This window comes from Paraburkholderia tuberum STM678, assembly GCF_902833905.1.
In the GTDB taxonomy this organism is placed as follows: domain Bacteria; phylum Pseudomonadota; class Gammaproteobacteria; order Burkholderiales; family Burkholderiaceae; genus Paraburkholderia; species Paraburkholderia tuberum.
The window spans coordinates 1-21,550 of record NZ_CADFGP010000051.1; the positions used below are offsets into that span (position 1 = coordinate 1).

At 64.7% G+C, this 21,550-nt stretch carries 17 protein-coding genes; 8 read left to right on the forward strand and 9 right to left on the reverse strand.

Annotated features, from left to right (window positions below; genetic code table 11):
- Positions 1–278: 278 nt before the first annotated feature.
- Positions 279–2,165 (forward strand): potassium transporter Kup, encoded by a 1,887-nt coding sequence (locus HWY30_RS31690; protein ID WP_090800715.1) that lies wholly within the window; start codon positions 279–281, stop codon positions 2,163–2,165.
- Between the two features lie 149 nt (positions 2,166–2,314).
- Here HWY30_RS31690 and HWY30_RS31695 read toward each other — a convergent pair whose 3' ends face one another.
- The gene (locus tag HWY30_RS31695) at positions 2,315–4,669 is read right to left on the reverse strand and encodes a Tex family protein (protein WP_090800714.1); all 2,355 of its coding nucleotides are present in this window, start codon (positions 4,667–4,669) and stop codon (positions 2,315–2,317) included.
- Positions 4,670–4,986: 317 nt separating this feature from the next.
- Here HWY30_RS31695 and HWY30_RS31700 point away from each other — a divergent pair, with 317 nt between their 5' ends.
- From HWY30_RS31700 to yoaA, 3 genes are all read left to right on the forward strand, one after another.
- On the forward strand, positions 4,987–5,934 hold the full coding sequence (locus HWY30_RS31700; RefSeq protein ID WP_090800712.1) for a coiled-coil domain-containing protein: 948 nt from the start codon (positions 4,987–4,989) through the stop codon (positions 5,932–5,934).
- A gap of 148 nt (positions 5,935–6,082) precedes the next feature.
- Positions 6,083–6,301, forward strand: a complete 219-nt coding sequence (locus HWY30_RS31705; RefSeq protein WP_013089766.1) for a DUF465 domain-containing protein — start codon at positions 6,083–6,085, stop codon at positions 6,299–6,301.
- A 63-nt stretch (positions 6,302–6,364) separates the two neighbouring features.
- Entirely contained in the window at positions 6,365–8,629 is a 2,265-nt protein-coding gene (gene yoaA, locus HWY30_RS31710; protein ID WP_090800711.1) for a DNA repair helicase YoaA, read from the forward strand.
- A 189-nt stretch (positions 8,630–8,818) separates the two neighbouring features.
- Here yoaA and HWY30_RS41985 read toward each other — a convergent pair whose 3' ends face one another.
- Both HWY30_RS41985 and HWY30_RS31715 read right to left on the reverse strand, forming a co-directional pair.
- Complete coding sequence (locus HWY30_RS41985) at positions 8,819–9,070, reverse strand: hypothetical protein (RefSeq protein WP_167368596.1); 252 nt, start codon at positions 9,068–9,070, stop codon at positions 8,819–8,821.
- Positions 9,071–9,301: 231 nt separating this feature from the next.
- Positions 9,302–10,555, reverse strand: a complete 1,254-nt coding sequence (locus tag HWY30_RS31715) for a cupin domain-containing protein (protein WP_090800710.1) — start codon at positions 10,553–10,555, stop codon at positions 9,302–9,304.
- A 32-nt stretch (positions 10,556–10,587) separates the two neighbouring features.
- On the opposite strand from HWY30_RS31715, the gene HWY30_RS31720 reads away from it, so the two are divergent.
- Positions 10,588–11,130: an FKBP-type peptidyl-prolyl cis-trans isomerase gene (locus HWY30_RS31720; protein ID WP_090800708.1), complete on the forward strand. Its 543-nt coding sequence runs from the start codon at positions 10,588–10,590 to the stop codon at positions 11,128–11,130.
- On the opposite strand, the gene HWY30_RS31725 is transcribed toward HWY30_RS31720, so the two are convergent.
- The 4 genes from HWY30_RS31725 to HWY30_RS31740 form a co-directional block, all read right to left on the reverse strand.
- Positions 11,110–12,558 carry a hypothetical protein gene (locus HWY30_RS31725; RefSeq protein ID WP_090800707.1) on the reverse strand — a complete coding sequence of 483 codons (1,449 nt, stop codon included), beginning with the start codon at positions 12,556–12,558 and terminating at the stop codon, positions 11,110–11,112. The genes HWY30_RS31720 and HWY30_RS31725 overlap by 21 nt on opposite strands.
- Positions 12,524–15,211 (reverse strand): DNA mismatch repair protein MutS, encoded by a 2,688-nt coding sequence (mutS, locus tag HWY30_RS31730; RefSeq protein WP_090800705.1) that lies wholly within the window; start codon positions 15,209–15,211, stop codon positions 12,524–12,526. Before mutS ends, HWY30_RS31725 begins: the two co-directional genes overlap by 35 nt.
- 208 nt (positions 15,212–15,419) lie before the next feature.
- Entirely contained in the window at positions 15,420–16,718 is a 1,299-nt protein-coding gene (lplT, locus tag HWY30_RS31735; RefSeq protein WP_090800703.1) for a lysophospholipid transporter LplT, read from the reverse strand.
- 213 nt (positions 16,719–16,931) lie between these two features.
- Positions 16,932–17,735 (reverse strand): inositol monophosphatase family protein, encoded by an 804-nt coding sequence (locus HWY30_RS31740; RefSeq protein WP_090805360.1) that lies wholly within the window; start codon positions 17,733–17,735, stop codon positions 16,932–16,934.
- On the opposite strand from HWY30_RS31740, the gene HWY30_RS31745 reads away from it, so the two are divergent.
- The 3 genes from HWY30_RS31745 to cysE all read left to right on the forward strand — a co-directional run bounded on the left by HWY30_RS31745 (position 17,730) and on the right by cysE (position 20,059).
- Positions 17,730–17,885 carry a hypothetical protein gene (locus HWY30_RS31745; protein ID WP_167368595.1) on the forward strand — a complete coding sequence of 52 codons (156 nt, stop codon included), beginning with the start codon at positions 17,730–17,732 and terminating at the stop codon, positions 17,883–17,885. The genes HWY30_RS31740 and HWY30_RS31745 overlap by 6 nt on opposite strands.
- Before the next feature lie 260 nt (positions 17,886–18,145).
- Complete coding sequence (locus HWY30_RS31750) at positions 18,146–18,976, forward strand: RNA methyltransferase (protein WP_090800702.1); 831 nt, start codon at positions 18,146–18,148, stop codon at positions 18,974–18,976.
- 255 nt (positions 18,977–19,231) lie between these two features.
- Positions 19,232–20,059 (forward strand): serine O-acetyltransferase, encoded by an 828-nt coding sequence (cysE, locus tag HWY30_RS31755; RefSeq protein ID WP_090800700.1) that lies wholly within the window; start codon positions 19,232–19,234, stop codon positions 20,057–20,059.
- A 45-nt stretch (positions 20,060–20,104) separates the two neighbouring features.
- Here the strand turns inward: cysE and HWY30_RS31760 are convergent, their stop codons facing one another.
- Entirely contained in the window at positions 20,105–20,902 is a 798-nt protein-coding gene (locus HWY30_RS31760) for a UDP-2,3-diacylglucosamine diphosphatase (RefSeq protein WP_090800699.1), read from the reverse strand.
- 63 nt (positions 20,903–20,965) lie between these two features.
- The gene (locus HWY30_RS31765) at positions 20,966–21,460 is read right to left on the reverse strand and encodes a peptidylprolyl isomerase (protein ID WP_090800697.1); all 495 of its coding nucleotides are present in this window, start codon (positions 21,458–21,460) and stop codon (positions 20,966–20,968) included.
- Between the last annotated feature and the right edge of the window lie 90 nt (positions 21,461–21,550).

Here is a 21,550-nt window from a genome sequence, read left to right on the forward strand (position 1 = left end):
ACGAAACGAAGCTCGCTGGAGCAATCCAGTCGTCAGGAAACGCCGGATACGTGATCCGTACGTCCGGTGTTGTGGGAGGACGGCGGGGGCAACCCCGCCTCCTACCCGATCGTCAAGCGCCGCGCCGCGACGTCCGCACCGCGGCAGGCGCGTCCATATCGCAGTGCTACACTGCGCGGACATCCACGTGGCGTATCCACAACAAGCCGGGCGGTACCGGATGGGCAGTTTAAAATAGCGGTCGTTTTTTCCGCCCCGGAACGGATTTCCTCGCGTCCATGACAGATAACAATCACGTACACAAACAGCCACTGCCTTCCCTTGCGATTGCCGCGATCGGAGTGGTGTTCGGCGACATCGGTACGAGCCCGTTGTACGCACTGAAGGAAGCCTTCAGTCCGTCGCACGGCATCCCGTTGACCGATCAGTCGATCCTTGGCGTTATTTCGCTGCTGTTCTGGGCAATCGTGATCGTGGTCGGCGTCAAGTACGTGCTGTTCGTGATGCGCGCCGACAACAACGGCGAGGGCGGCGTCCTCGCGCTGATGGCGCTGGCGATGCGCTCGGTCGATCAGAAATCGAAAATGGCCGGCCTTCTGATGATGCTCGGCATCTTCGGCGCCTGCATGTTTTACGGCGACGCGGTGATCACGCCGGCAATCTCGGTGATCTCGGCGGTCGAAGGTCTCGAAATCGCCGCGCCGCATCTGGCGCATCTGGTGATTCCGCTGACCGTCGTGATCCTGATCGTGCTGTTCTGGATCCAGCGGCACGGCACGGCCACGGTCGGCCGTCTGTTCGGGCCGATCATGACGCTTTGGTTCCTCGTGCTCGCCGTGCTCGGCCTGTGGCACATCATGCAGTCGCCGAATGTGATCCAGGCGCTCAATCCCTACTACGCGTACACGTTCATGGCCGCGCACGTGCTGCAGGCCTACGTGGTGCTCGGCTCGGTCGTGCTGGTGCTGACCGGCGCGGAGGCGCTGTACGCGGACATGGGCCACTTCGGCGCGCAGCCGATCCGCATGGCGTGGTACGTGCTCGTGATGCCTTCGCTCGTGCTGAACTACTTCGGCCAGGGCGCGCTGCTGATGCACGACCCAAAGGCGATCGAAAATCCGTTCTTCCTGCTCGCGCCGGACTGGGCGTTGTTGCCGCTCGTCGTGCTGTCGACGGTCGCGACGGTGATCGCGTCGCAGGCGGTGATTTCGGGCGCGTACTCGCTGACGAGCCAGGCGATCCAGCTCGGCTACGTGCCGCGCATGAAGGTCCTGCACACGTCCGAACTCGCGATCGGGCAGATCTATGTGCCGGTCGTGAACTGGATGCTGCTGTTCATCATCCTGTGCATCGTGATCGCGTTCAAGAGCTCGGACAATCTGGCGGCCGCGTACGGTATCGCGGTGACGGCAACGATGGTGATCACGACGATCCTTGCCTGCGTCGTGATGGTGAAGGTGTGGAACTGGAACAAACTGCTGGTTGGGCTCATTATCGGCGTGTTCATGGTGGTCGACCTGGGCTTTTTCGGCGCGAACCTGCTGAAGGTCGAAGAGGGCGGCTGGTTGCCGCTATGCATCGGCGGCCTGCTGTTCTTCCTGCTGATGACGTGGTTCAAGGGCAGGATGATCGTGAAGGAACGCACGGCCGCCGACGGTATTCCGCTGATGCCGTTCCTGCAAGGCCTGCTCGCGCATCCGCCGCATCGCGTGTCGGGCACCGCGATCTATCTGACCGGCAGCGATTCGCTGGTGCCGGTGAGCCTGCTGCACAATCTGAAACACAACAAGGTGCTGCACGAGCGCACGATCTTTCTGACCTTCGTCACGCGCGACATTCCGTACGTGAAGGACGCCGATCGCGTGACCGTGAAGGACATGAACGGTGGCCTGTGGCTGGTGAAGGCAGCCTACGGCTTTAACGAAACGCCCGACGTGAAGGCGGTGCTGCTCGACGTCGGCCGCACGCACGACATGAGCTTCGAATTGATGGACACGTCATTCTTCCTCGCGCGCGAAACGGTGGTGCCGACGCAATTGCCGGGCATGTCGGTATGGCGCGAGCGTGTGTTCGCGTGGATGCATCAGAACGCCGCGAAGCCGACCGACTTCTTCAGCATCCCGGCTAACCGGGTCGTGGAACTGGGAACGAAGATCGAGATTTGACGGCTCGCGCGTGACGTGCGGGAGCGCAAACAAAAAGCCCACGCAATGCGTGGGCTTTTTGTTCATGCGCGCGTGCAAGCGGTTGAGCGCGCGACGCAGTCATGTCACGGACCGGAGCGCGTGCGACGACGTGCTCCGGTCCGTGACGCTCACTTCTGCTTGAGCTTCGCAAACGCAGCCGCCATCGCGCCGCCCGGCTCCGGTTCGCGCGAGCGTTGCGGCGCACCGCGTCCCGCTCCGCCGCGATTGAAGCTGCCGCCCGAGCCACCGCGATCCTGCTGCGCACCGCCGCCGCTGCGCACGGCCGCTGCACCGGGTTCGTCGTCGAGACGCATCGTCAGTGCGATACGCTGGCGCTTCACGTCGACTTCGAGCACCTTGACCTTGACGATCTGACCGGCTTTCACGACCTCATGCGGGTCCTTCACGAACTTCGTCGACATCGCCGACACGTGCACGAGGCCATCCTGATGCACACCGACGTCGATGAACGCGCCGAACGCCGCGACGTTCGTCACGACGCCTTCGAGCACCATGCCCGGGATCAGATCGCTGACCTTCTCGACACCTTCGCGGAACGTCGCGGTCTTGAACTCGGGACGCGGATCGCGGCCCGGCTTCTCGAGTTCGACCAGGATGTCGCGCACGGTTGGAAGACCGAAACGCTCGTCGACGAATTCGGTGGGTGACAGTCCGCGCAACGCGTCGCGATTGCCGAGCACTTCGCCGACCTGCTTACTGATCTTCGCGAGGATGCGCTGGACGACCGGATACGCTTCCGGGTGCACCGACGAACGGTCGAGCGGATTCTCGCCGTTATTGATGCGCAGGAAGCCGGCAGCCTGCTCGAAGGTCTTGTCGCCGAGACGCGGCACCTTGCGTAGATGCTCGCGCGACGGGAACGGCCCGTTCGCATCGCGATAGTCGACGATGTTGCGCGCGAGCGTTGCGTTTAAACCCGACACCCGCGCGAGCAGCGCGACCGACGCGGTGTTCGCATCGACGCCGACCGCATTCACGCAGTCTTCGACGACCGCGTCGAGCGAGCGCGCGAGTTCGCGCTGGTTCACGTCGTGCTGATACTGGCCGACGCCGATCGCCTTCGGCTCGATCTTCACGAGCTCGGCGAGCGGGTCCTGCAGACGTCGCGCAATCGACACCGCGCCGCGCAGCGACACGTCCATGGCGGGGAATTCCTTCGCGGCAAGCTCGGACGCCGAGTACACCGACGCGCCGGCTTCGGACACGACGATCTTCTGCAGCTTCAGCTCCGGATGACGCGCGATCAGCTCGCTCGCGAGCTTGTCCGTCTCACGCGACGCGGTGCCGTTGCCGATGCTGATCAGCTCGGCCTGCGTTTGCGCGGCGATTCGCGCGAGCTTCGCGAGCGAGCCGTCCCAGTCGCGGCGCGGCTCGTGCGGGTAGATCGTGTCGGTCGCGAGCACCTTGCCGGTGCGGTCGACCACCGCCACCTTCACGCCGGTGCGCAAGCCCGGATCCAGACCGATCACGGCCTTCGGACCAGCCGGCGCCGCGAGCAGCAGGTCCTTCAGATTGCGCGCGAACACGCGGATCGCTTCGTGTTCGGCTTCGTCGCGCAGATTGGTCAGCAGTTCGTTTTCGAGGTGCGGCTGCACCTTCACGCGCCAGCACCAGCGGCACACGTCGGAGAGCCACTTGTCGGCGGGGCGGTTCTGATTGGCGATGCCGAAGTGCCGCGCGATCAGCGCTTCGCCCGGGTGCGGCACCTGCGCGTCGAGCTCTTCGCCGAGGCCGAGCTTGATCATCAGCACGCCGGCATTGCGGCCGCGGAACAGTGCGAGCGCGCGATGCGACGGCACCGTGCGGATCGTTTCGGCGTAGTCGTAGTAGTCGCGGAATTTCTCCTCTTCCGCGGTTTCCTTGCCTTCCACGACCTTCGACGACACCACGCCCTGGTTGAACAGATAGTCGCGCAGCTTGCCGAGCAGTTCGGCGGTCTCGCCGAATTGTTCGGAGAGGATGTCGCGCGCGCCGTCGAGCGCGGCCTTCACATCGGCGACGCCTTTGTCCGCGTCCACGTACGCCGCGGCTTCGGCTTGCGGATCGAGCAGCGGATTGCCGAGCAGCGCGTCGGCGAGCGGCTGCAAGCCGGCTTCGCGCGCGATCTGCGCGCGCGTGCGGCGCTTCGGTTTGTATGGCAGATAGAGGTCTTCGAGCACCTGTTTGCTGTCGGCGCCTTCGATCGCGCCGCGCAGCTCGTCGGTGAGCTTGCCCTGTTCGTCGATGCTCGCGATGATCGCCGCGCGCCGGTCTTCCAGCTCGCGCAAATAGACTAGGCGTTCCTCGAGATTGCGCAGTTGCGTGTCGTCGAGATTGTCGGTCACTTCCTTGCGATAACGGGCAATGAACGGAACGGTCGCGCCTTCGTCGAGAAGTTCCACTGCGGCCGCGACCTGGCGCGGCTGGACGGACAGTTCGGTGGCGATGCGCTGGACGATCTTGAGTGCTACGGTTTCCGTCATAAGGTCTTGGTGTTCCTGCGGACTCAGTGATGGGCCGCGCGCCGGCGGCAAATCGGGACAGGCCGGGCATGTGCCGCGACCAAGTCTAGAGCGGGGCATTTTGCCATAAATGCCAAAGGGCTCAACCGTGGGGTGTTAGAATTTCGGGCATGTTCCGTTGACCCTCTACGACGTTGCCAATCTCCTTGTCCCTCAACCGCCTGGTCTCTTCGCTGGCGTCAGGTTCACTGCCGGGTTCACTGCCGGGTTCGTCTCAATTGCCGCTGGTTTCTTTGCGCTCGTTCGGTCGGTCGGCTTTAACGGCTGCCGCGTCGTGCGTGATCGCCGCAGCGCTCGTCGTGCCGGTGTCGGCCGTGGCGCAAAGCGCGACGCCGGCGCAAGGTACCGGGCCCGTCGCGGCCTCGGGACCGCAAGCCGCCGCAACCGCCGACGGCCCTCAAAGCGCAAGTGACGTAGCCGTGCTGGACAAGTCGTTCGACGAGCGGCAACAGGTGCTCAATCAGCGCACGGACGACAACAACTATCAATTCGCTGTCGCGCAACACAACTGCTACAGCCGCTTCTTCGTCAATCACTGTCTGAACCGCGCGCGCGACGCGATGCGCAGCGTGCAGGCGGACATCCGCAAGGAACAGCTCGCGCTCGACGCCGAGCAGCGTGCGCAGCGCGCCCGTGAACGCGACGAACGCACCGCGTTGCGGCGCGCGCAAAACGAGGCGGAAGCGCCGCAACGTGCCGCCGAAGACGCGCGCAACGAGCAGGCGTATCAGGAAAAGCAGCGTCAGCACGCGCTCGATCAGGCGCAGCACAACGCCGAGGCGCCGCAGCGCGAAGCCAATGCGCAGGCCTACGCGGAGAAGCAACGTCAGCACGCGCTCGATCAGGCGCAGCGCAACGCCGCGGCACCGCAGCACGAAGCCAACGCGCAGGCCTACGAGGAGAAGCAGCGCCAGCACGCGCTCGATCAGGCGCAGCGTGGTGTCACGCCTGCGCAGGCGGCGGCCAATCAGAAGGCCTACGACCAGAAGCAGAGCGACTACCAGCGCAAGCTCGAGGAAGCGCGTCGGCAGGGTGCGCAAAAGGCCGCGGAGCGCCAGCAGAAACAGGAGACTTTCGAGCGGAAGCAGGCCGAGGCCGAGCAGCACAAGCTCGATGTCGAAGCACGTCAAAAGCAGGCCGCCGAGAAGGCCGAGCAGAAGCGTCAGGACGAGCTGAAGCAGCAACAGCTCGAAGAGCAGAAAAAGCAGCAACAAGAGCAACAGTAAGCGTGCTGTAGTGGCTGTATCGTAGAGTAAGCCGTGGCGGTCGTGGCCAGGGCCGCCGTAGTCGCCGTAATGCGTTTTGAGGCGGACAGCAACCTCAGGCATCGGACCGCGCGCACGCGGTTCGTGCCGCCGACCAGAGGAGGCGAGCATGCGCGATCGTCATCACGTCATCGACGCAAACACACTTCGCGACCGCATTCTGCAACTGGAATCGGAGCATAGTGGACTCGACCGGTTGATCGACCGGATGTCGGATGAACCCGGCATCGACGACTTCGAGTTACAGCGCCTGAAAAAGCGCAAACTTAAAGTCAAGGACACCATCATCTTGCTGCAATTGCAGCTCGAACCGGACGCGCGCGCCTGAGTTCGCGGCCTGGCAGGCGCCGGGCGCGCAGCGCGCGAGCCGGACTTAGCAGGAACGCTTGCCTTGAATTCATCGCATGACACTTCATCCCGGGCCGCGCCGGACAACGCATCTGCTTCGGGTACGCCTGCGCCGCGCGCGGCAGCACCGGCGCCAGGTGTGTCGCTGAATCGGCGCCGCGCGAGCGAGCTCGACGACATCTTCGCCGACAACGGTCTGCTCGCACGGCAGATCGACGGTTATCGGCCGCGTGCGTCGCAGATCGAGATGGCGCGCGCGGTTGCCGCGGCGATGGAGGCGTCGGGCCGCGCGATGCCCGAGCCCGCGATGTTCGAGACGCAGAAGCGCCCGGCGCGGCGCCTGCAGCAGACCGGCGCTGAAGCCGTCTCTGAGTCGACCGGGAGCAACGCACAAGCCGATGGCGTCGACGGTGGTGAGAATACGCTGATCGTAGAGGCGGGTACCGGCACCGGCAAGACCTATGCGTACCTCGTGCCGGCCATGCTGTGGGGCGGCAAGGTGATCGTCTCGACCGGCACCAAGCATCTGCAGGATCAGCTGTTCCAGCGCGACATTCCGACCGTGCGCGACGCGCTCGCGGTGCCGGTGTCGGTCGCGATGCTGAAGGGCCGCGCGAACTACCTGTGCCATTACTACCTGCAACGCACCGCGGACAACGGCCGTCTGCCGTCGCGCCAGGAGACCTCGTATCTGCAGGACATCGTGCGCTTCGCGAAGATCACGCGCACCGGCGACAAGGCCGAACTCGCGAGCGTGCCGGAAACGGCGCAGGTGTGGTCGATGGTCACGTCGACGCGCGACAACTGTCTCGGCCAGGAGTGTCCCCACTACAAGGACTGCTTCGTGATGCAGGCGCGCCGCGAAGCGCAGCAGGCCGATATCGTGGTGGTCAACCACCATCTGTTTTTCGCCGACATCATGCTGCGCGATACCGGCATGGCGGAGCTGCTGCCGACTGCGAATACGGTCATCTTCGACGAAGCGCACCAGCTGCCCGAAACCGCGACGCTGTTTTTCGGCGAGACGCTATCGACCGCGCAGTTTCTCGAACTCGCACGCGATTCGGTCGCCGAGGGCCTCGGTCACGCACGCGATGCGGTCGATTGGGTCAAGCTCGGCGCGACGCTCGAGCGCGCCGCGCGCGACGTGCGGCTCGCGTTCAAGGAAGACTCGGTGCGTCTGTCGATCGGCCAGCTGCCCGACGATCACCCGCTGTTCGCCGCGCTCGAGACGCTCGAGGCCGAGCTCGACGCGTTGGCCTCGGCATTGGCGGGCCAGGCCGAGCGAGCCGAATCGCTCGGCGCGTGTTTGCGTCGCGCGCGCGAGTTGCAGGACGTGCTGAGCGGCTGGACCACGCCACCCACGAGTGCAGAACGCGACGCGGTTGCGACCCGCGAGGGTGACGCCGGCGCGGAGCGCGCCGATCCGAATGAAAAGGTGCGCTGGATCGAGGTGTTCTCGCATACGGTGCAGCTGCACGAAACGCCGTTGTCGGTCGCGCCGATTTTCGCGAAGCAGCGCGCCGGCGTACCGCGCGCGTGGATCTTCACATCGGCGACGCTGTCGGTGCGCGGCGACTTCACGCACTATGCGGCGCAGATGGGCTTGAACTCGAAGCGCTCGATGACATTGCCGAGCCCATTCGACTATCCATCGCAAGGGCTTCTGTACGTACCGCGCAATCTGCCACAGCCGTCATCGCCGATGTTCACCGACGCCGTGTTCGATGCCGCATTGCCCGCGATCGAAGCCTCGGGCGGCGGCGTCTTCATGCTGTGCACGACGCTGCGCGCGGTGGATCGTATCTCGGCGAAGCTGCGCGACGCGATCGAGTCGCGCGGCTGGGACTATCCGCTGCTCGTGCAGGGCGATGCGAGCCGCACCGAACTGCTCGACCGCTTTCGCGCCTACGGCAATGCGATCCTGGTCGGCAGTCAGAGCTTCTGGGAAGGGGTGGACGTGCGTGGCGACGCGCTGTCGCTGGTCGTGATCGACAAGCTGCCGTTTGCGCCGCCGGACGATCCCGTGCTGGCCGCGCGGCTCGACGCACTGACGAAGAAGGGCTTGAGCCCGTTCGCCGTGCATCAGCTGCCGCAGGCCGTCATCACGCTGAAGCAGGGCGCCGGCCGGCTGATTCGCGCGGAGACCGATCGTGGCGTGCTGATGATCTGCGATACACGTCTCGTCGATAAACCTTATGGCCGCCGCATCTGGCAGAGTCTGCCGCCGTTCAAGCGCACCCGCGAGATCGACGTGGTGCGTGAGTTCTTTGAGGAGAGCGCTGGGCCAGCGGCGCCGGTTCGATAGGGGATGTGTTCCACACATGCGACGAGCTCCGCAGCGGAAAGCGGCCCTGAATGACAAAACGCCACGGATGTGAATCCGTGGCGTTTTTCTTTGCCCGTTTGCGGCCCGCGCCGTTTCCGGCCAACCTCCAAACGTTTCGTGCGCAGGCGCTGTAGCGGGAGCGCCGCTACAGCGCCGAACCGTTGCGGCTTACTGGCTTGCGCCTGCTGCCGGCGATGCTGCTTCAGCCGGCGATGCTGCCTCGGCCGGCGATGCTGCTTCGGCCGGCGATGCTGCCTCGGCCGGCGATGCTGCAACTGCCGGCGATGCTGCTTCAGCAGGCGATGCTGCCGCCGGTGCGGACGCAGCTTCCGACGGTGCAGCAGCCTGATCGTTGCTCTTGTTGCATGCAGCGAGTGCCACAACTGCCAACAGGGATGCTACGAGGAGGGATTTCTTCATGATCACGTCCTTTTATGGTTTAAAGGTAAGCAACAGCGCAAAATAAAACCGGTAATGTGCTCCAACACCGACCTGGGCCGCTGGTGGAGATGCTCTTTTGACGAGCTGGAATCTTCCCTACGGCTTGGGCGGAAATTATATGCACTTTCGTACTGACAGTCGATAAATGCGGGTCAATACGTTGTCTTTCTCATACAAAATTTCACCGTACGGTATAACAGGCGGGCAGAGTTACGCAATCTCGCCTACCTGTATCCAGCCCGCACAATACCACTCGTGTAGCAGTGCTGTCACCGATGAATCGTGTGATAGTGTTACAAAGCGTATCGCACTCATGCACCGCAGATTTGCGAGTTCAAACAGCCATTTTTTCGCGCCGGTCCACGATATTTCTTCTCCATTTACGAAGAAAAAACGTCGTTCATACAACAGGTTACTCTTGCGATCGAGCCGTAGACCGGATCTCGACGCCGCGCCGATGAAACGGGCTTCGTTGAGCGGCCGTTGCGGCGGATCGAAGACGACACTCGGCTTAGGTTCGCTGAGGTACGTGCCAAGGAACGACGCAATGTCCTGCTCATTCCATCGCACTTTAGCAAGCATCGCGCCCACCCGTTCGACGAGCGCCGCGGGCAACTCGGCCGGCTGTTCGACCGCGGCCTGCCGTGGGTCGCGATAAAGGGCGCCCGCCTTGCCCGTGGCCTCTCCGCGCTCGGCCAGGTGGTAGAGGAACTGCGCGGTCAGCTCGCTTTCGGAGGGCGCGCGAAAACCGATCGAGCAGGTCATGCATTCGCCCTCGGCGATGCCGTCGTGCGCGATGTGCGGCGGCAGGTACAGCATGTCGCCGGGCTCGAGTACCCACTCCTGTTCGTGCTCGAAGTGCTGTAAAACCTTCAACGGCAAGCCGGGCTGCAGCGTCAGATCTTTCTGCGCGCTAATGCGCCAGCGGCGCTTGCCTTTTACTTGCAAAAGAAACACATCGTAGGAATCGAAGTGCGGGCCGACGCCGCCACTATCGGTCGCATACGAAATCATCAGGTCGTCGAGACGCGCGTCCGGCACGAAACGGAAACGGTCGAGCAACGCGCGCGCGCGGTCGTCGTGCAGATCCACGCCCTGCACGAGCAGTGTCCATGCGCGCTGTTTGACGGACGGCAGTTCGTCGGGCGCGAACGGGCCGTGCTCCAGCTGCCATTTGTTGCGGAAGTGCGTGATCAGGCGCGCTTCGACGTCGTCCCGATCGGCCAGCTCGAACAGCTCGTCGCGCGACAGCGGCGCTTCGATGTCCGGAATCGCCTGACGGATCAGCAGCGGCTTTTTCTGCCAGTAGCGGCGCATGAATTGCGACGGGCTCAGATGGCCGAGAAGTGCGGTCGGAACGTCGGGCGAGGGCGGAAGAGTGGGCCGCGTGGCCGGCTTTGCAGCAGACGGCGAATTGCTTGCCGAACCTGCATCGGCCGGGAGGTGGGTGGGCCGCCTGGGCATCGTATAATGTGAGTTGTATTCTGGAGAGTCGAATGAAAATCGCAAAGAACACCGTCGTGTCGGTCGCCTACAAGCTGTCGGATGCGCAGGGCAATCTGATCGAGGAAAGCGAAGAGCCGATGGTCTATCTTCACGGCGGCTATGATGGCACGTTCCCCAAGATCGAGGAAGAGCTCGACGGCCACGAGGCCGGCTTCGAGACCCAGATCCAGCTCGAGCCGCAAGACGCGTTCGGCGAATACGATCCCGAGCTTGTGAAGATCGAGCCGCGCGATCGCTTCCCGGAACCGCTCGAAGTCGGCATGCAGTTCGAAGGCACCCCCGAAGATGGCGACGAGGAAATCGATGCGCTGGTGTACGTGGTGACCGACGTCGCGGAAGACAAGGTCGTGCTCGACGGCAATCATCCGCTCGCCGGCATGGCGCTGCGTTTCGCGTTGACCGTCAAAGACGTGCGTCCGGCAACTGAAGACGAAATCCAGCACGAGCACGCGCATGGCGCGGACGGCCTCGAAGTTCTCGACGACGATGAAGACGAGGACGAAGAAGACAGCTCAAAACCGACCCTGCACTGAGCTTGCGGGCATGCGCGGTGTCGTCGCGGGGGCAGACGGCACCGATGCGGGCAACGCAGGCGAGGCTGGCAGTATCGACCCCGGCGGCATCGAGATAGCGGGCCCATAGTCGCCGCCGCCCTGGTCGGACGGGATGCGCGGCTGCTGCTCCTGCGACTCTCCAGGTGTCCGCAATACGGGCGGCAATTCCGACGCCGGCCCGAAACCTTCCACATTCGGCATCTCCGGCGCAACCGGCATCGACGCGCCGGATTCGTCGCGCGGCGATGCGGGCGGCAAGACCGGCGGCGTGGTGGGCAGCGGCATCTGCTTCGGCACGTCGCGCACGCTGACTCTGAACGGCGGCTTGCTGCCGAAATCCGCTTCTATCTGAATCCATTGGTTGAGACGATCATGCGGTGCGAGCGCAATGCGCGTGAGGTTCGTCACGACCGTCCCCTTGTCGTTGCGTAGCGGCTGATCGATGACGAAACCGCCGGCCGGCCGGTCCTCGTCTGCATGAATGACGACCACGGGTCCGGGGAAAATCTGCGCGAGCTTGAGCAGACTGCGCTTGAATTCCAGAAAGCCGTCGCGGCGCGAGCTATGTGCGAAGTGCAGCCAGGCGAACCGTTCGGGTCGCTCGTAGCGCTCCGGGTCGAAGTCGCCCTGAATGAACACGACGATCGCGCGCGCGTCGCGGCGCTTCGCGTATTCGGCCGCGTGCTCGAGCCAGAATGCGTTGGCGATCACGCGATCTTCGAACTCGCCGTTGCGGCCGCCCGCGCTCAGGTAGTGGTTGTTCGGACCCGGCGCGTTCAGGCCGATGAAGACGATGTCGCCGGCGTTGGTGTTCGCTTTGTCGTTCGTTTTTTCGTTGACCACCCAGCGCACGTTTTCACGGAACGGGCGGAAGCGCGACACCTCGCTCTCGCGCGTCAACGCGATCGGGTTCTGCCCCATCGACGTTGGATCGGCGAACAGCGTTTGCCGCAACTGGTCGAGCCGCTCGACCGGATCGAAGCCGCCGGCTTCCGCCGTGCCGCAATCGACCCAGTCATGTTGGCCGGGGATAAAGAAGAGGGCAGTGCGCGAGCTGTCGAGCAGCGCGTGGCGGCGCTCGAACAGCGCGTCGCGGCAAACTTCCTTTGGCCCCTTCAGATTGCCGTCGTAGACGATGAAGCGCACGTCGCGCTCGCGGCCGATCGCCTCGAGCAGCCGTTGCGTGGCGGCTTCGTCGGCGGGGCTGTGCATCGTGCCGGAAATCACCGCGAACGCGAAGCGCGAGGCCTCAGCGTGCGCCGGCGCGGTCCATGCGCACACTGCCACCAGCACGACGATACCGCCTGCCGGTGCGAGCACGTGGCGCAGCGCCGCGCGAAGCCCGCGCGGGCGCGGCGGATGTCCCGGCGTGTCAGTGGTCCGCATCCGGCGCGACGGCCAGTTCATGCAGTTCGTACAGCAGATCGAGCGCTTCGCGCGGCCGCAGATCGTTCGGATCGATGCCGCGCAGACGCTCGACGAGTGTCTGCATCGCGGGCGACGCGGGCGTTGCGTCGCTCGCCGTCTCGTGGTCGTCGTCCGTGTCTTCGGCGAGCATGGCAGGCTGCGTCGCGAACAGATCGAGTTGCGGCGCGGGCTGCGCGGCCGATTGCTGCTCCAGATGCGCGAGATGCTTGCGTGCCGCGCGGATCACCGCGTTCGGCACGCCGGCGAGCTGCGCGACCTGCAGACCGTAGCTCTGATTGGCGGGCCCTTCGTTGACCGCGTGCAGGAACACGATGCCGTGCCCGTGCTCGACTGCCGACAGATGCACGTTGGCCGCGTGCGGAAACTCCGCGGGTAGTTGCGTCAGCTCGAAATAGTGCGTCGCGAACAGCGTGTAGCAGCCGTTGTGGGCGAGCAGGTGGCGCGCGATCGCCCACGCGAGCGCGAGGCCGTCGAACGTCGACGTGCCGCGGCCGATCTCGTCCATCAGCACGAGGCTTTGCGATGTCGCGTCGTTGAGGATCGCGGCGGCTTCGGTCATCTCCACCATGAAGGTCGAGCGGCCGCCGGCGAGGTCGTCGGCCGCGCCGATGCGCGTGAAGATGCGGTCGATCGGTCCGAAGGCCGCGCGCCGCGCTGGTACATAGCTGCCCACGTAAGCGAGCAGCGCGATCAGCGCGGTCTGGCGCATGAAAGTCGACTTACCGCCCATGTTGGGACCGGTGATCAACAGCAGCTTGCGCTCGGTCGCGAGTGAGCAATCGTTGGCGATGAACTGCTCGACTTGCGCCTCGACCACCGGATGACGACCCTGCTCGATGTCGATACCCGCGTTCGCCGAGAACGTCGGCGCAACCCAGTCGAGCGCGCGAGCGCGTTCGCCGAGCGCGGCCAGCAGATCGAGTTCGGCGAGCGCGAGCGCAACGCGCTGACAGTCGGGAATGAACGGCAGCAACGATTGCAGCAACGCGTCGTACAGTGCGCGTTCGCGCGCGAGCGCGCGTTCCTGCGCGGACAGCGCTTTGTCCTCGAAGGTCTTCAGCTCGGGCGTGATATAGCGCTCGGCATTCTTCAGCGTTTGCCGACGGCGATAGTCGTCCGGCACCTTGTCGGTCTGGCCGCGCGTGACTTCGATATAGAAGCCGTGCACCTTGTTGTACTCGACGCGCAGATTGCTGATGCCGGTGCGCGCGCGTTCGCGTGTTTCGAGATCGATCAGGAACTGTCCGCAGTTCTCCGAAATATCGCGCAGTTGGTCGAGCTCGGCGTCATAACCACGCGCGATGACGCCGCCGTCGCGCACCATCGCGGCCGGCTCTTGCGCGACCGCGAGCTTCAGCAAATCGGCGCACGCGTGCGGCGGTTCGAGCGCCGCGTCGATGCGCGCGAGCGAATCCGCGTTCGAGGCCACCGCCGCGAGCTGCGCGCGCAATGCAGGTAGCGCGATGAAGGTATCGCGCAGGCTCGACAGATCGCGCGGCCGCGCCGACAGCAGCGCGAGACGTCCGGTGATCCGTTCGATGTCCGAAATCTGCCGCAATGCGCTGCGCAAGGTATGGAGGTCGGCGCCCGGCGGCGTGTCGAGCAACGCGCCGATCGCCTGCTGACGCGCCTGAGCCACCGCCGAATCGCGCGGCGGATGATGCAGCCAGTGCCGCAGCAGGCGGCTGCCCATCGTCGTGCAGCAGGTGTCGAGCAGCGAGCACAGCGTCGGCGATTCGGTGCCGCGCAGTGTCTCCGTGAGTTCGAGGTTGCGGCGCGTGGCCGGATCGAGGCCGATGTATTCGGATTCGTATTCGACCTTCAGGCTGCGCACATGGCGCAGTTGCTGGCCCTGCGTGGACGCCGCATACAGCAGCAACGCGCCGGCCGCCCCGCACGCGCAACCGAGCGAATGCGCGCCGAAGCCGTCGAGGCTCGCGACTTCGAGTTGGTCGCACAGGCGCTTCGTGCCCGAGGTGATATCGAAGTGCCAGGCTGGTACACGCTTGAGCGCGCCGGCGTTGACAGGCGGTGTCCAGCTGGTCGAATCGGCGGTGGCGTCGGCGACCAGAATTTCCGCGGGACGGATGCGCTCCAGCGCGGCGGCGACCTGATCGGGCGCGACTTCGGCGAGGCGCAGCGCGCCGCTCGCGAGATTGAGCCATGCGAGACCGACGCTCGTGGCGACACCGCGGCGATTGTGCGCGACGCCCAGCGCGAGCAGATAGACGTCGCTCTTGTCGGACAGCAGTGCGGCGTCGGTCAGCGTGCCAGGCGTAACCACGCGCATGACCTTGCGCTCGACCGGGCCTTTCGAGGTGGCCGGGTCGCCGATCTGTTCGCAGATCGCGACCGATTCGCCGAGCTTCACGAGCTTGGCCAGATACTGTTCGACAGCGTGATGCGGCACGCCGGCCATCTTGATCGGATTGCCCGCCGACGCGCCGCGCTGCGTGAGCGTCAGGTCGAGCAGGCGCGCGGCTTTTTCCGCGTCGTCGAAAAAGAGTTCGTAGAAGTCGCCCATCCGGTAGAACACCAGCGTGCCCGGATGCTCCGCCTTGATGCGCAGGTACTGCTGCATCATCGGCGTGTGTTGTGCGACGTCGTTGGCCGCTGCGGTTTGAATACCCATCCTTCGTGTCTTCTTGCGGTAGATGCTCAGGGCGTGAGTTTAACCCGCCGGCGCGGCGAGCGGACCCTGGCCGAACGGACGATGCCCAACACAAGAGCTGAATGTCAGCATGACCGATTCGATCAAAGCGGGGGTTGCACGCCGTCGCGGCGGGTTACGGCCGTCGAGCCGAGCCTCGCGCAGTCATTGCTGGAGCACCGTGATGCATTCATTCCTCGATCATCGCCCGCATGTCCACCCTGCGTTCGTTCGCCGCGCTGCGGCGTTTCGCGAGCCACATCAGCAGCGTGATGAAGGTGCCGAACACGACGATGATCCACTGCGCGGGCATCTTCGCCGTGAGCAGCAGCGCGTACGCGCCGAGCATCAGCAGCACCGCGAGGTTCTGGTTGAAATTCTGCACGGCGATCGAGTGACCGGCCGACAGCAGCGTCGCGCCGCGATGCTGCAGGATCGCATTCATCGGCACGATGAAAAAGCCCGACAACGCACCGAGCACGATCATCAGCGGATAGGCCAGCAGAATGTAGTAGGGCGCGACGTGCGTGCCGAAGCGCAGGCCCGCGCCCGCCGGGAACAGGTCCTTGTTGTAGAAGGCCATCGCGATCGCCACCGCGCCCGTCAGCACGCCGACCGGCAACACCTTCAGCGAGTGGCGCAATGGAATCAGCGCGGCCGCGCCCGCCGCGCCGATCGCGATGCCGAAGCCGGTCACGCCTTGCATCACCGCCGCCCTCGACAACGACAGCCCGAGGTTCACGTTCGCCCATTTGAGCACCAGCAGCTGCATCGTCACCGCGGCGCCCCACATCAGCGTGGTCACCCACAGCGCGATCTGCGCGAGCTTGTCGGCCCACAGCACCCGGAAGCAGTGATGGAAATCGCCGACCAGCTTATTCGGCTCGGTCAGCCGGTTCGGATAGCGCGCGCCAGTGTCCGGAATGAAGATGTTGATCGCGGCGGCGATCGCGTAGGTGAGCATGACCGCGCCCATCGCGAGATCGGCGGCCGAGCGGATCAGCGGCATATGCGCACGCATGACGAAATGCTCGAAGACGGTGCTGATCAGCGCACCGCCGAGCATCGTGCCGGCGATCGTCGACAGCACCGTCGCCGATTCGAGCCACGCGTTCGCCTGCACGAGCTTTTCGGCGGGCAGCAGCTCGGTGAGGATGCCGTACTTGGCGGGCGAATACGCGGCTGCGCCGAAGCCCACCACGCCGTAGGCGATCATCGGATGAACGCCCAGAATCATCATCAGGCAGCCGCTCGCTTTCAGCGCGTTGGAGATGAACATCACGTGGCGCTTCTGCATCGAATCGGCGAACGCGCCGACGAACGGCGCGAGCAGCACGTACGAGATCGTGAAAAAAATCTGCAGCAGCGGCGTAACCCACGCGGCCGAGCGCATCACGGAAAGCAGGGCGATGGCGGCGATCAACAGCGCATTGTCGGCCAGCGACGAAATGAACTGTGCCGCGATGATCGTATGGAAGCCTTTTTTCATGGGGCAGATTGGAGGCTGCGCCCGGGGCGAAAGTCGGGCAGGGTCAAAGCGGCAGGGAGCAGGGAACGGTCCCGGCCGAGTACCGCCCCGAATGACTTCCCGCTTTTTAGCACGACGCTCCGGACACTGGAGCGCCGCCAACAGAAAAGCGGCCGAAGCCGCTTTTCTCTGCAACCGCTATGCGTTGCCGCGGACCGGCCGCGGCGGCGCACCTTACGCCGACTGCTGACGCGTGCGGCTGTAGCGCGACAGGATCGGAATCATCTGCGCGTAGACCTTCGGGTTGCCCGCGACGACTTCGCCGACGTGCAGGAACTCCGAATCACCGGTGTAGTTGCCGACCAGGCCGCCGGCTTCGGTGATCAGCAGGCTGCCCGCCGCGACGTCCCACGCGTTCAGGCCCTGCTCGAAGAAGCCGTCCATGTGGCCGGCCGCGACGTTGGCCAGATCGAGCGCGGCGGCGCCCGGACGGCGCAGGCCGGCGCAGGCTTCGGTCATCTCGGCGAACTGACGGCCGTACGATTCGAGGCTGTCCTGCGCGCGGAACGGAAAGCCGGTGCCGATCAGGCAGTCGGCCAGGCGGTCACGCTTGGCGACGCGGATGCGGCGATCGTTGAGAAACGCGCCACGGCCGCGCGACGCGGTGAACAGATCGTTGCGGGTCGGATCGTAGACGACGGCCTGCGTGACGACGCCCTTGTGCGCGAGCGCGATCGACACGCAGTAGTAAGGGAAGCCGTGGATGAAGTTGGTGGTGCCGTCGAGCGGATCGATGATCCACTGGTATTCGGAATCGTGGTCCGACTTGCCCGACTCTTCGGCGAGGATGGCGTGATCGGGATAAGCGGTCTTCAGCGTTTCGATGATCGCCGCTTCGGACGCTTTGTCGACCTCCGTGACGAAATCGTTGTGCTGCTTTTTGCTGACCTGAATCAGGTCGAGATCGAGCGATGCGCGGTTGATGATCTGAGCTGCGCGGCGCGCGGCCTTCACAGCGATATTGAGCATGGGATGCATAAACTGATCCTTGTGCCGGGGCAGCACGGCTGCCGGCCGGTAAATAAGCGCGAAACTGCGCTGACGGGCGCTGCAACGACGCAAAAACAGCACGGAACGGGCAGACCGGCTATCAAACCGGAGAGCATTCCGTCGACGGAGACGAATTGAATAAGAACGGTGCGACCGGTTCGACGCAAGCTTCAGCGAACGTCGGCGCCGGACGCGAAAAGCGGTATTTTACCTGAGTCCGGGCGCCCTCGCGCAGGTGCTCGCTCACGTGCGGCTGATGTACCGCACAGGCGCCGGCCGGTGCCGATCCGATGCTGCGCCCTCGTCCGCGCGCGTGGCTCGCGCGTGCGCCTGATTCGGCATAAGTGCCCGTTGGCGCTACCATACGCGTCTTGAGTCCTAGCCAGCCGAGTTTCATCGTGGATCACACTCACCATTCCTCCGACCCCGCCGTGGCCGATTTGCGCGGCGGTTTCACGTCGACGCGTTTCGTGCTGGTCGAGCCCAGCCATCCGGGCAATGTCGGCGCCGCGGCGCGCGCGCTGAAAACCATGGGCTTTTCGCGGCTCGTGCTCGTGTCGCCGCGCGTGCCGAACGTGCAGAACGACCCCGAAGCGATCGCGATGGCGAGCGGCGCCGATGACGTACTCGCCTCCGTGCACGTGGTGCCGTCGCTCGCCGATGCACTGACTGGCGTGCACTGGTCGATTGCGCTGACCGCGCGGCTGCGCGAATACGGTCCGCCGCAATGGACGCCGCGTGCGGCTGCCGCCGCCGCGCACGCAGAGGCGATGCACGGCGAGATCGCGCTGGTGTTCGGCAACGAGCGCACGGGCTTGTCGAACGAGGATGTCGAGCGATGCAGCGCGATTGCGCATATTCCGGCCAATCCGGCCTATAGCTCGCTCAATCTCGCGCAGGCGGTGCAGGTGCTCGCCTACGAGCTACGCACCGCGTACCTCGGCGCCGACGAAGCGAGCGACGGCGCACCCACCGCGGGAGCACACGCGGCGCCGGCCGAATCCGCCGCTCCACGCGCGCAGATGGCGGCCAGCGACGAGATCGAGAGCATGTTCGCGCATCTGGAAAGCGCACTGGTCGCGCTCGAGTTTCTCGATCCGGCCAATCCGAAGAAGCTGATGTCACGGCTGCGGCGGCTCTTCGCGCGCTCGGGCCTCGAGCGCGAGGAGGTCAACATCGTGCGCGGCATCGCCAAGCACATCCTGCTCAAGACCAGGCGGACCGGCTGACGGTCCGTTGACCAGCCCGTAACGGCGCACCTGATGCGCCGCCTTCGTCTGACGACAACCTTGCAGGTGACGGGGACTTCCGGCAGGTTTCGCGCAATCGCCCTACAATCCACGAAACGTTAGAAGCAAAGCCGCCGCCGTGCTAAGCGGCAGCGATGCCGTTAGCTATGGCGCGAAACGCAGAGTCCCGCGCATGCGCAAACCGCGCGGATTCGCTCACGCAGACGGTTTTCCTCCAACAATACAGTCCCTGCCATGTTCACGAGACTTCGCGAAGATATCGCCACCATCCGCGAGCGCGATCCCGCCGCCCGCAGCGCATGGGAAGTGCTCACGTGTTATCCGGGGCTGCACGCGCTCGTGCTGCATCGGATCGCTCACGCGTGCTGGTGCACGAAGCGCCGCTGGCTCGCGCGTTTCGTGTCCCAGATGGCGCGCTTCATGACCGGCATCGAGATTCATCCGGGCGCGAGCGTCGGGCGGCGCGTGTTCATCGATCACGGCATGGGCGTCGTGATCGGCGAGACCGCGCAGATCGGCGACGACTGCACGATCTACCAGGGTGTGACGCTCGGTGGCACGTCGCTCACGCGCGGCGCGAAGCGGCATCCGACGCTCGAGCGTGGTGTGATCGTCGGTGCGGGCGCGAAGGTGCTCGGCGGCTTCACCGTCGGCGCGGACGCGAAGATCGGATCGAACGCGGTCGTGACGAAGCCGGTGCCCGCGCGTGGCACGGCGCTCGGCAATCCGGCGCGGATCATCGTGCCGGCCGCGGCGGCTGCGAACGGTGCGAACCCGAATGCGAACAACGCCGCGCGTGACGCGAAGCGCGGCAGCGAAATCAGCGCGTTTTGCGCATACGGCATCACGCCCAACGCCGACGATCCGGTTTCGCTCGCGATTCACGGTCTGATCGACCATGCGGCTACTCAGGCGCGACGTATCGATGAAATCGTCGATGCGCTCGAGCGGCTCGGCACGAGCCTCGAAGGTCTGCAAGGCGCGGATGCGGCGTTGCTCGATTTGCGGCGGCTATCGGCGGCGATCGCGGGGAAGATGGAGGGGCTGGCGGGGGAGCGCTAGGTATCGGCGCCTCGCCAGCGCGAAGCGCACGCCGTACCCACGAGGTCAATCCAGCGGCAGCGCTCGAATCCCGTCGGCATCGATCTTCAGATAGCCGCCCCGGCGCTCGCCGTGATCGAGATCCCAGTCGGGCAGAACCCAGCGCGTGCCGCCCGGCTCGCGATGCCGCGCGGGCAGATGGGTATGCCCATGAATGATCGTCGCGGTCTTCGATTTCCTGAACAGCGCGGCGACACCTTGCGGGGTCACGTCATACTTGATCGGCATCGGCCGCGTGCGGCCATGCTCGCTCTTCGAGCGCATGTTCTCGGCGAGCTTGCGACGCCAACGAAACGGCCACGCGAGAAACAGAATCTGCGCGAGTCGATTGCGCGCGAAACACCTGAACAACTGATAGCCGCGATCCGCGGTGCACAGACCATCGCCATGGGCGAGCGCAATGCGCGTTCCGAACGCGGTAATCACGAACGGATCGGGCAGCCAGATCGCGCCGGCCGCTTTCATGAAGCGCTTGCCCAGCAGGAAGTCGCGGTTGCCGTGCATGATGTAAAGCGCGATGCCGCGCTCGGACAGCGTGTGCAGCAGCGCCGCAATATGGGCGACGAACGGCTCGCTCAGCATGTCGTCGCCGACCCAGTACTCGAACAGGTCGCCGAGGATGAACACCGAGTCGGCCGCTTCCGCGCTCACGCGGATGAAATGCTCGAACGCGGCGACCGTGCGCGGAATCGCCTCGCTCAGATGCAGATCGGAGAGGAAGAAAAAAGGGCGCGCGGCGTGCGGGCGTTGGCCCTCGCCTGGCACGCCCGCGGCGACGCTTCGCAGCGGCGTCTCTTGCAGCATTGAAGGTGCCTGATTTCAGTTCAAAGGAGTCGACGCCCGCATGAGGCGCGACTCACTCACGGTTTAGCCGACGACGACAGCTTTTTCGATCACGACATCATCGACCGGCACGTCCTGATGGAAGCCCTTCGAACCGGTCTTGACCTTCTTGATCTTCTCGACCACGTCCATGCCTTCGACGACCTTGCCGAACACCGCATAGCCCCAGCCTTGCGGCGTCGGCGACGAGTGGTTCAGGAAGTCGTTGTCGTTCACGTTGATGAAGAATTGCGCGGTCGCCGAATGAGGGTCGTTGGTACGCGCCATCGCGATCGAGCCGTTCTCGTTCTTCAGACCGTTGTTCGCCTCGTTGGTGATCGGCTCGGCCGTCGGCTTCTGCTTCATGCCGGGTTCGAAGCCGCCGCCCTGGATCATGAAGCCGTCGATCACGCGGTGAAACACCGTGTTGTCGTAGTGGCCGGCCTTCACGTAGTTCAGGAAGTTCTCGACCGACTTCGGCGCCTTTTCGGCATTCAGCTCGAGTTTGATGAGGCCGTGGTTCGTATGCAGTTCAACCATGATGGAATCCTTTGATGAACAGGTGGATAAAAGGCGCGGCGCGTCGTCATGTGCTGACGACCGGCCGCGCCGGGGCGTTGGTTGGGGCCG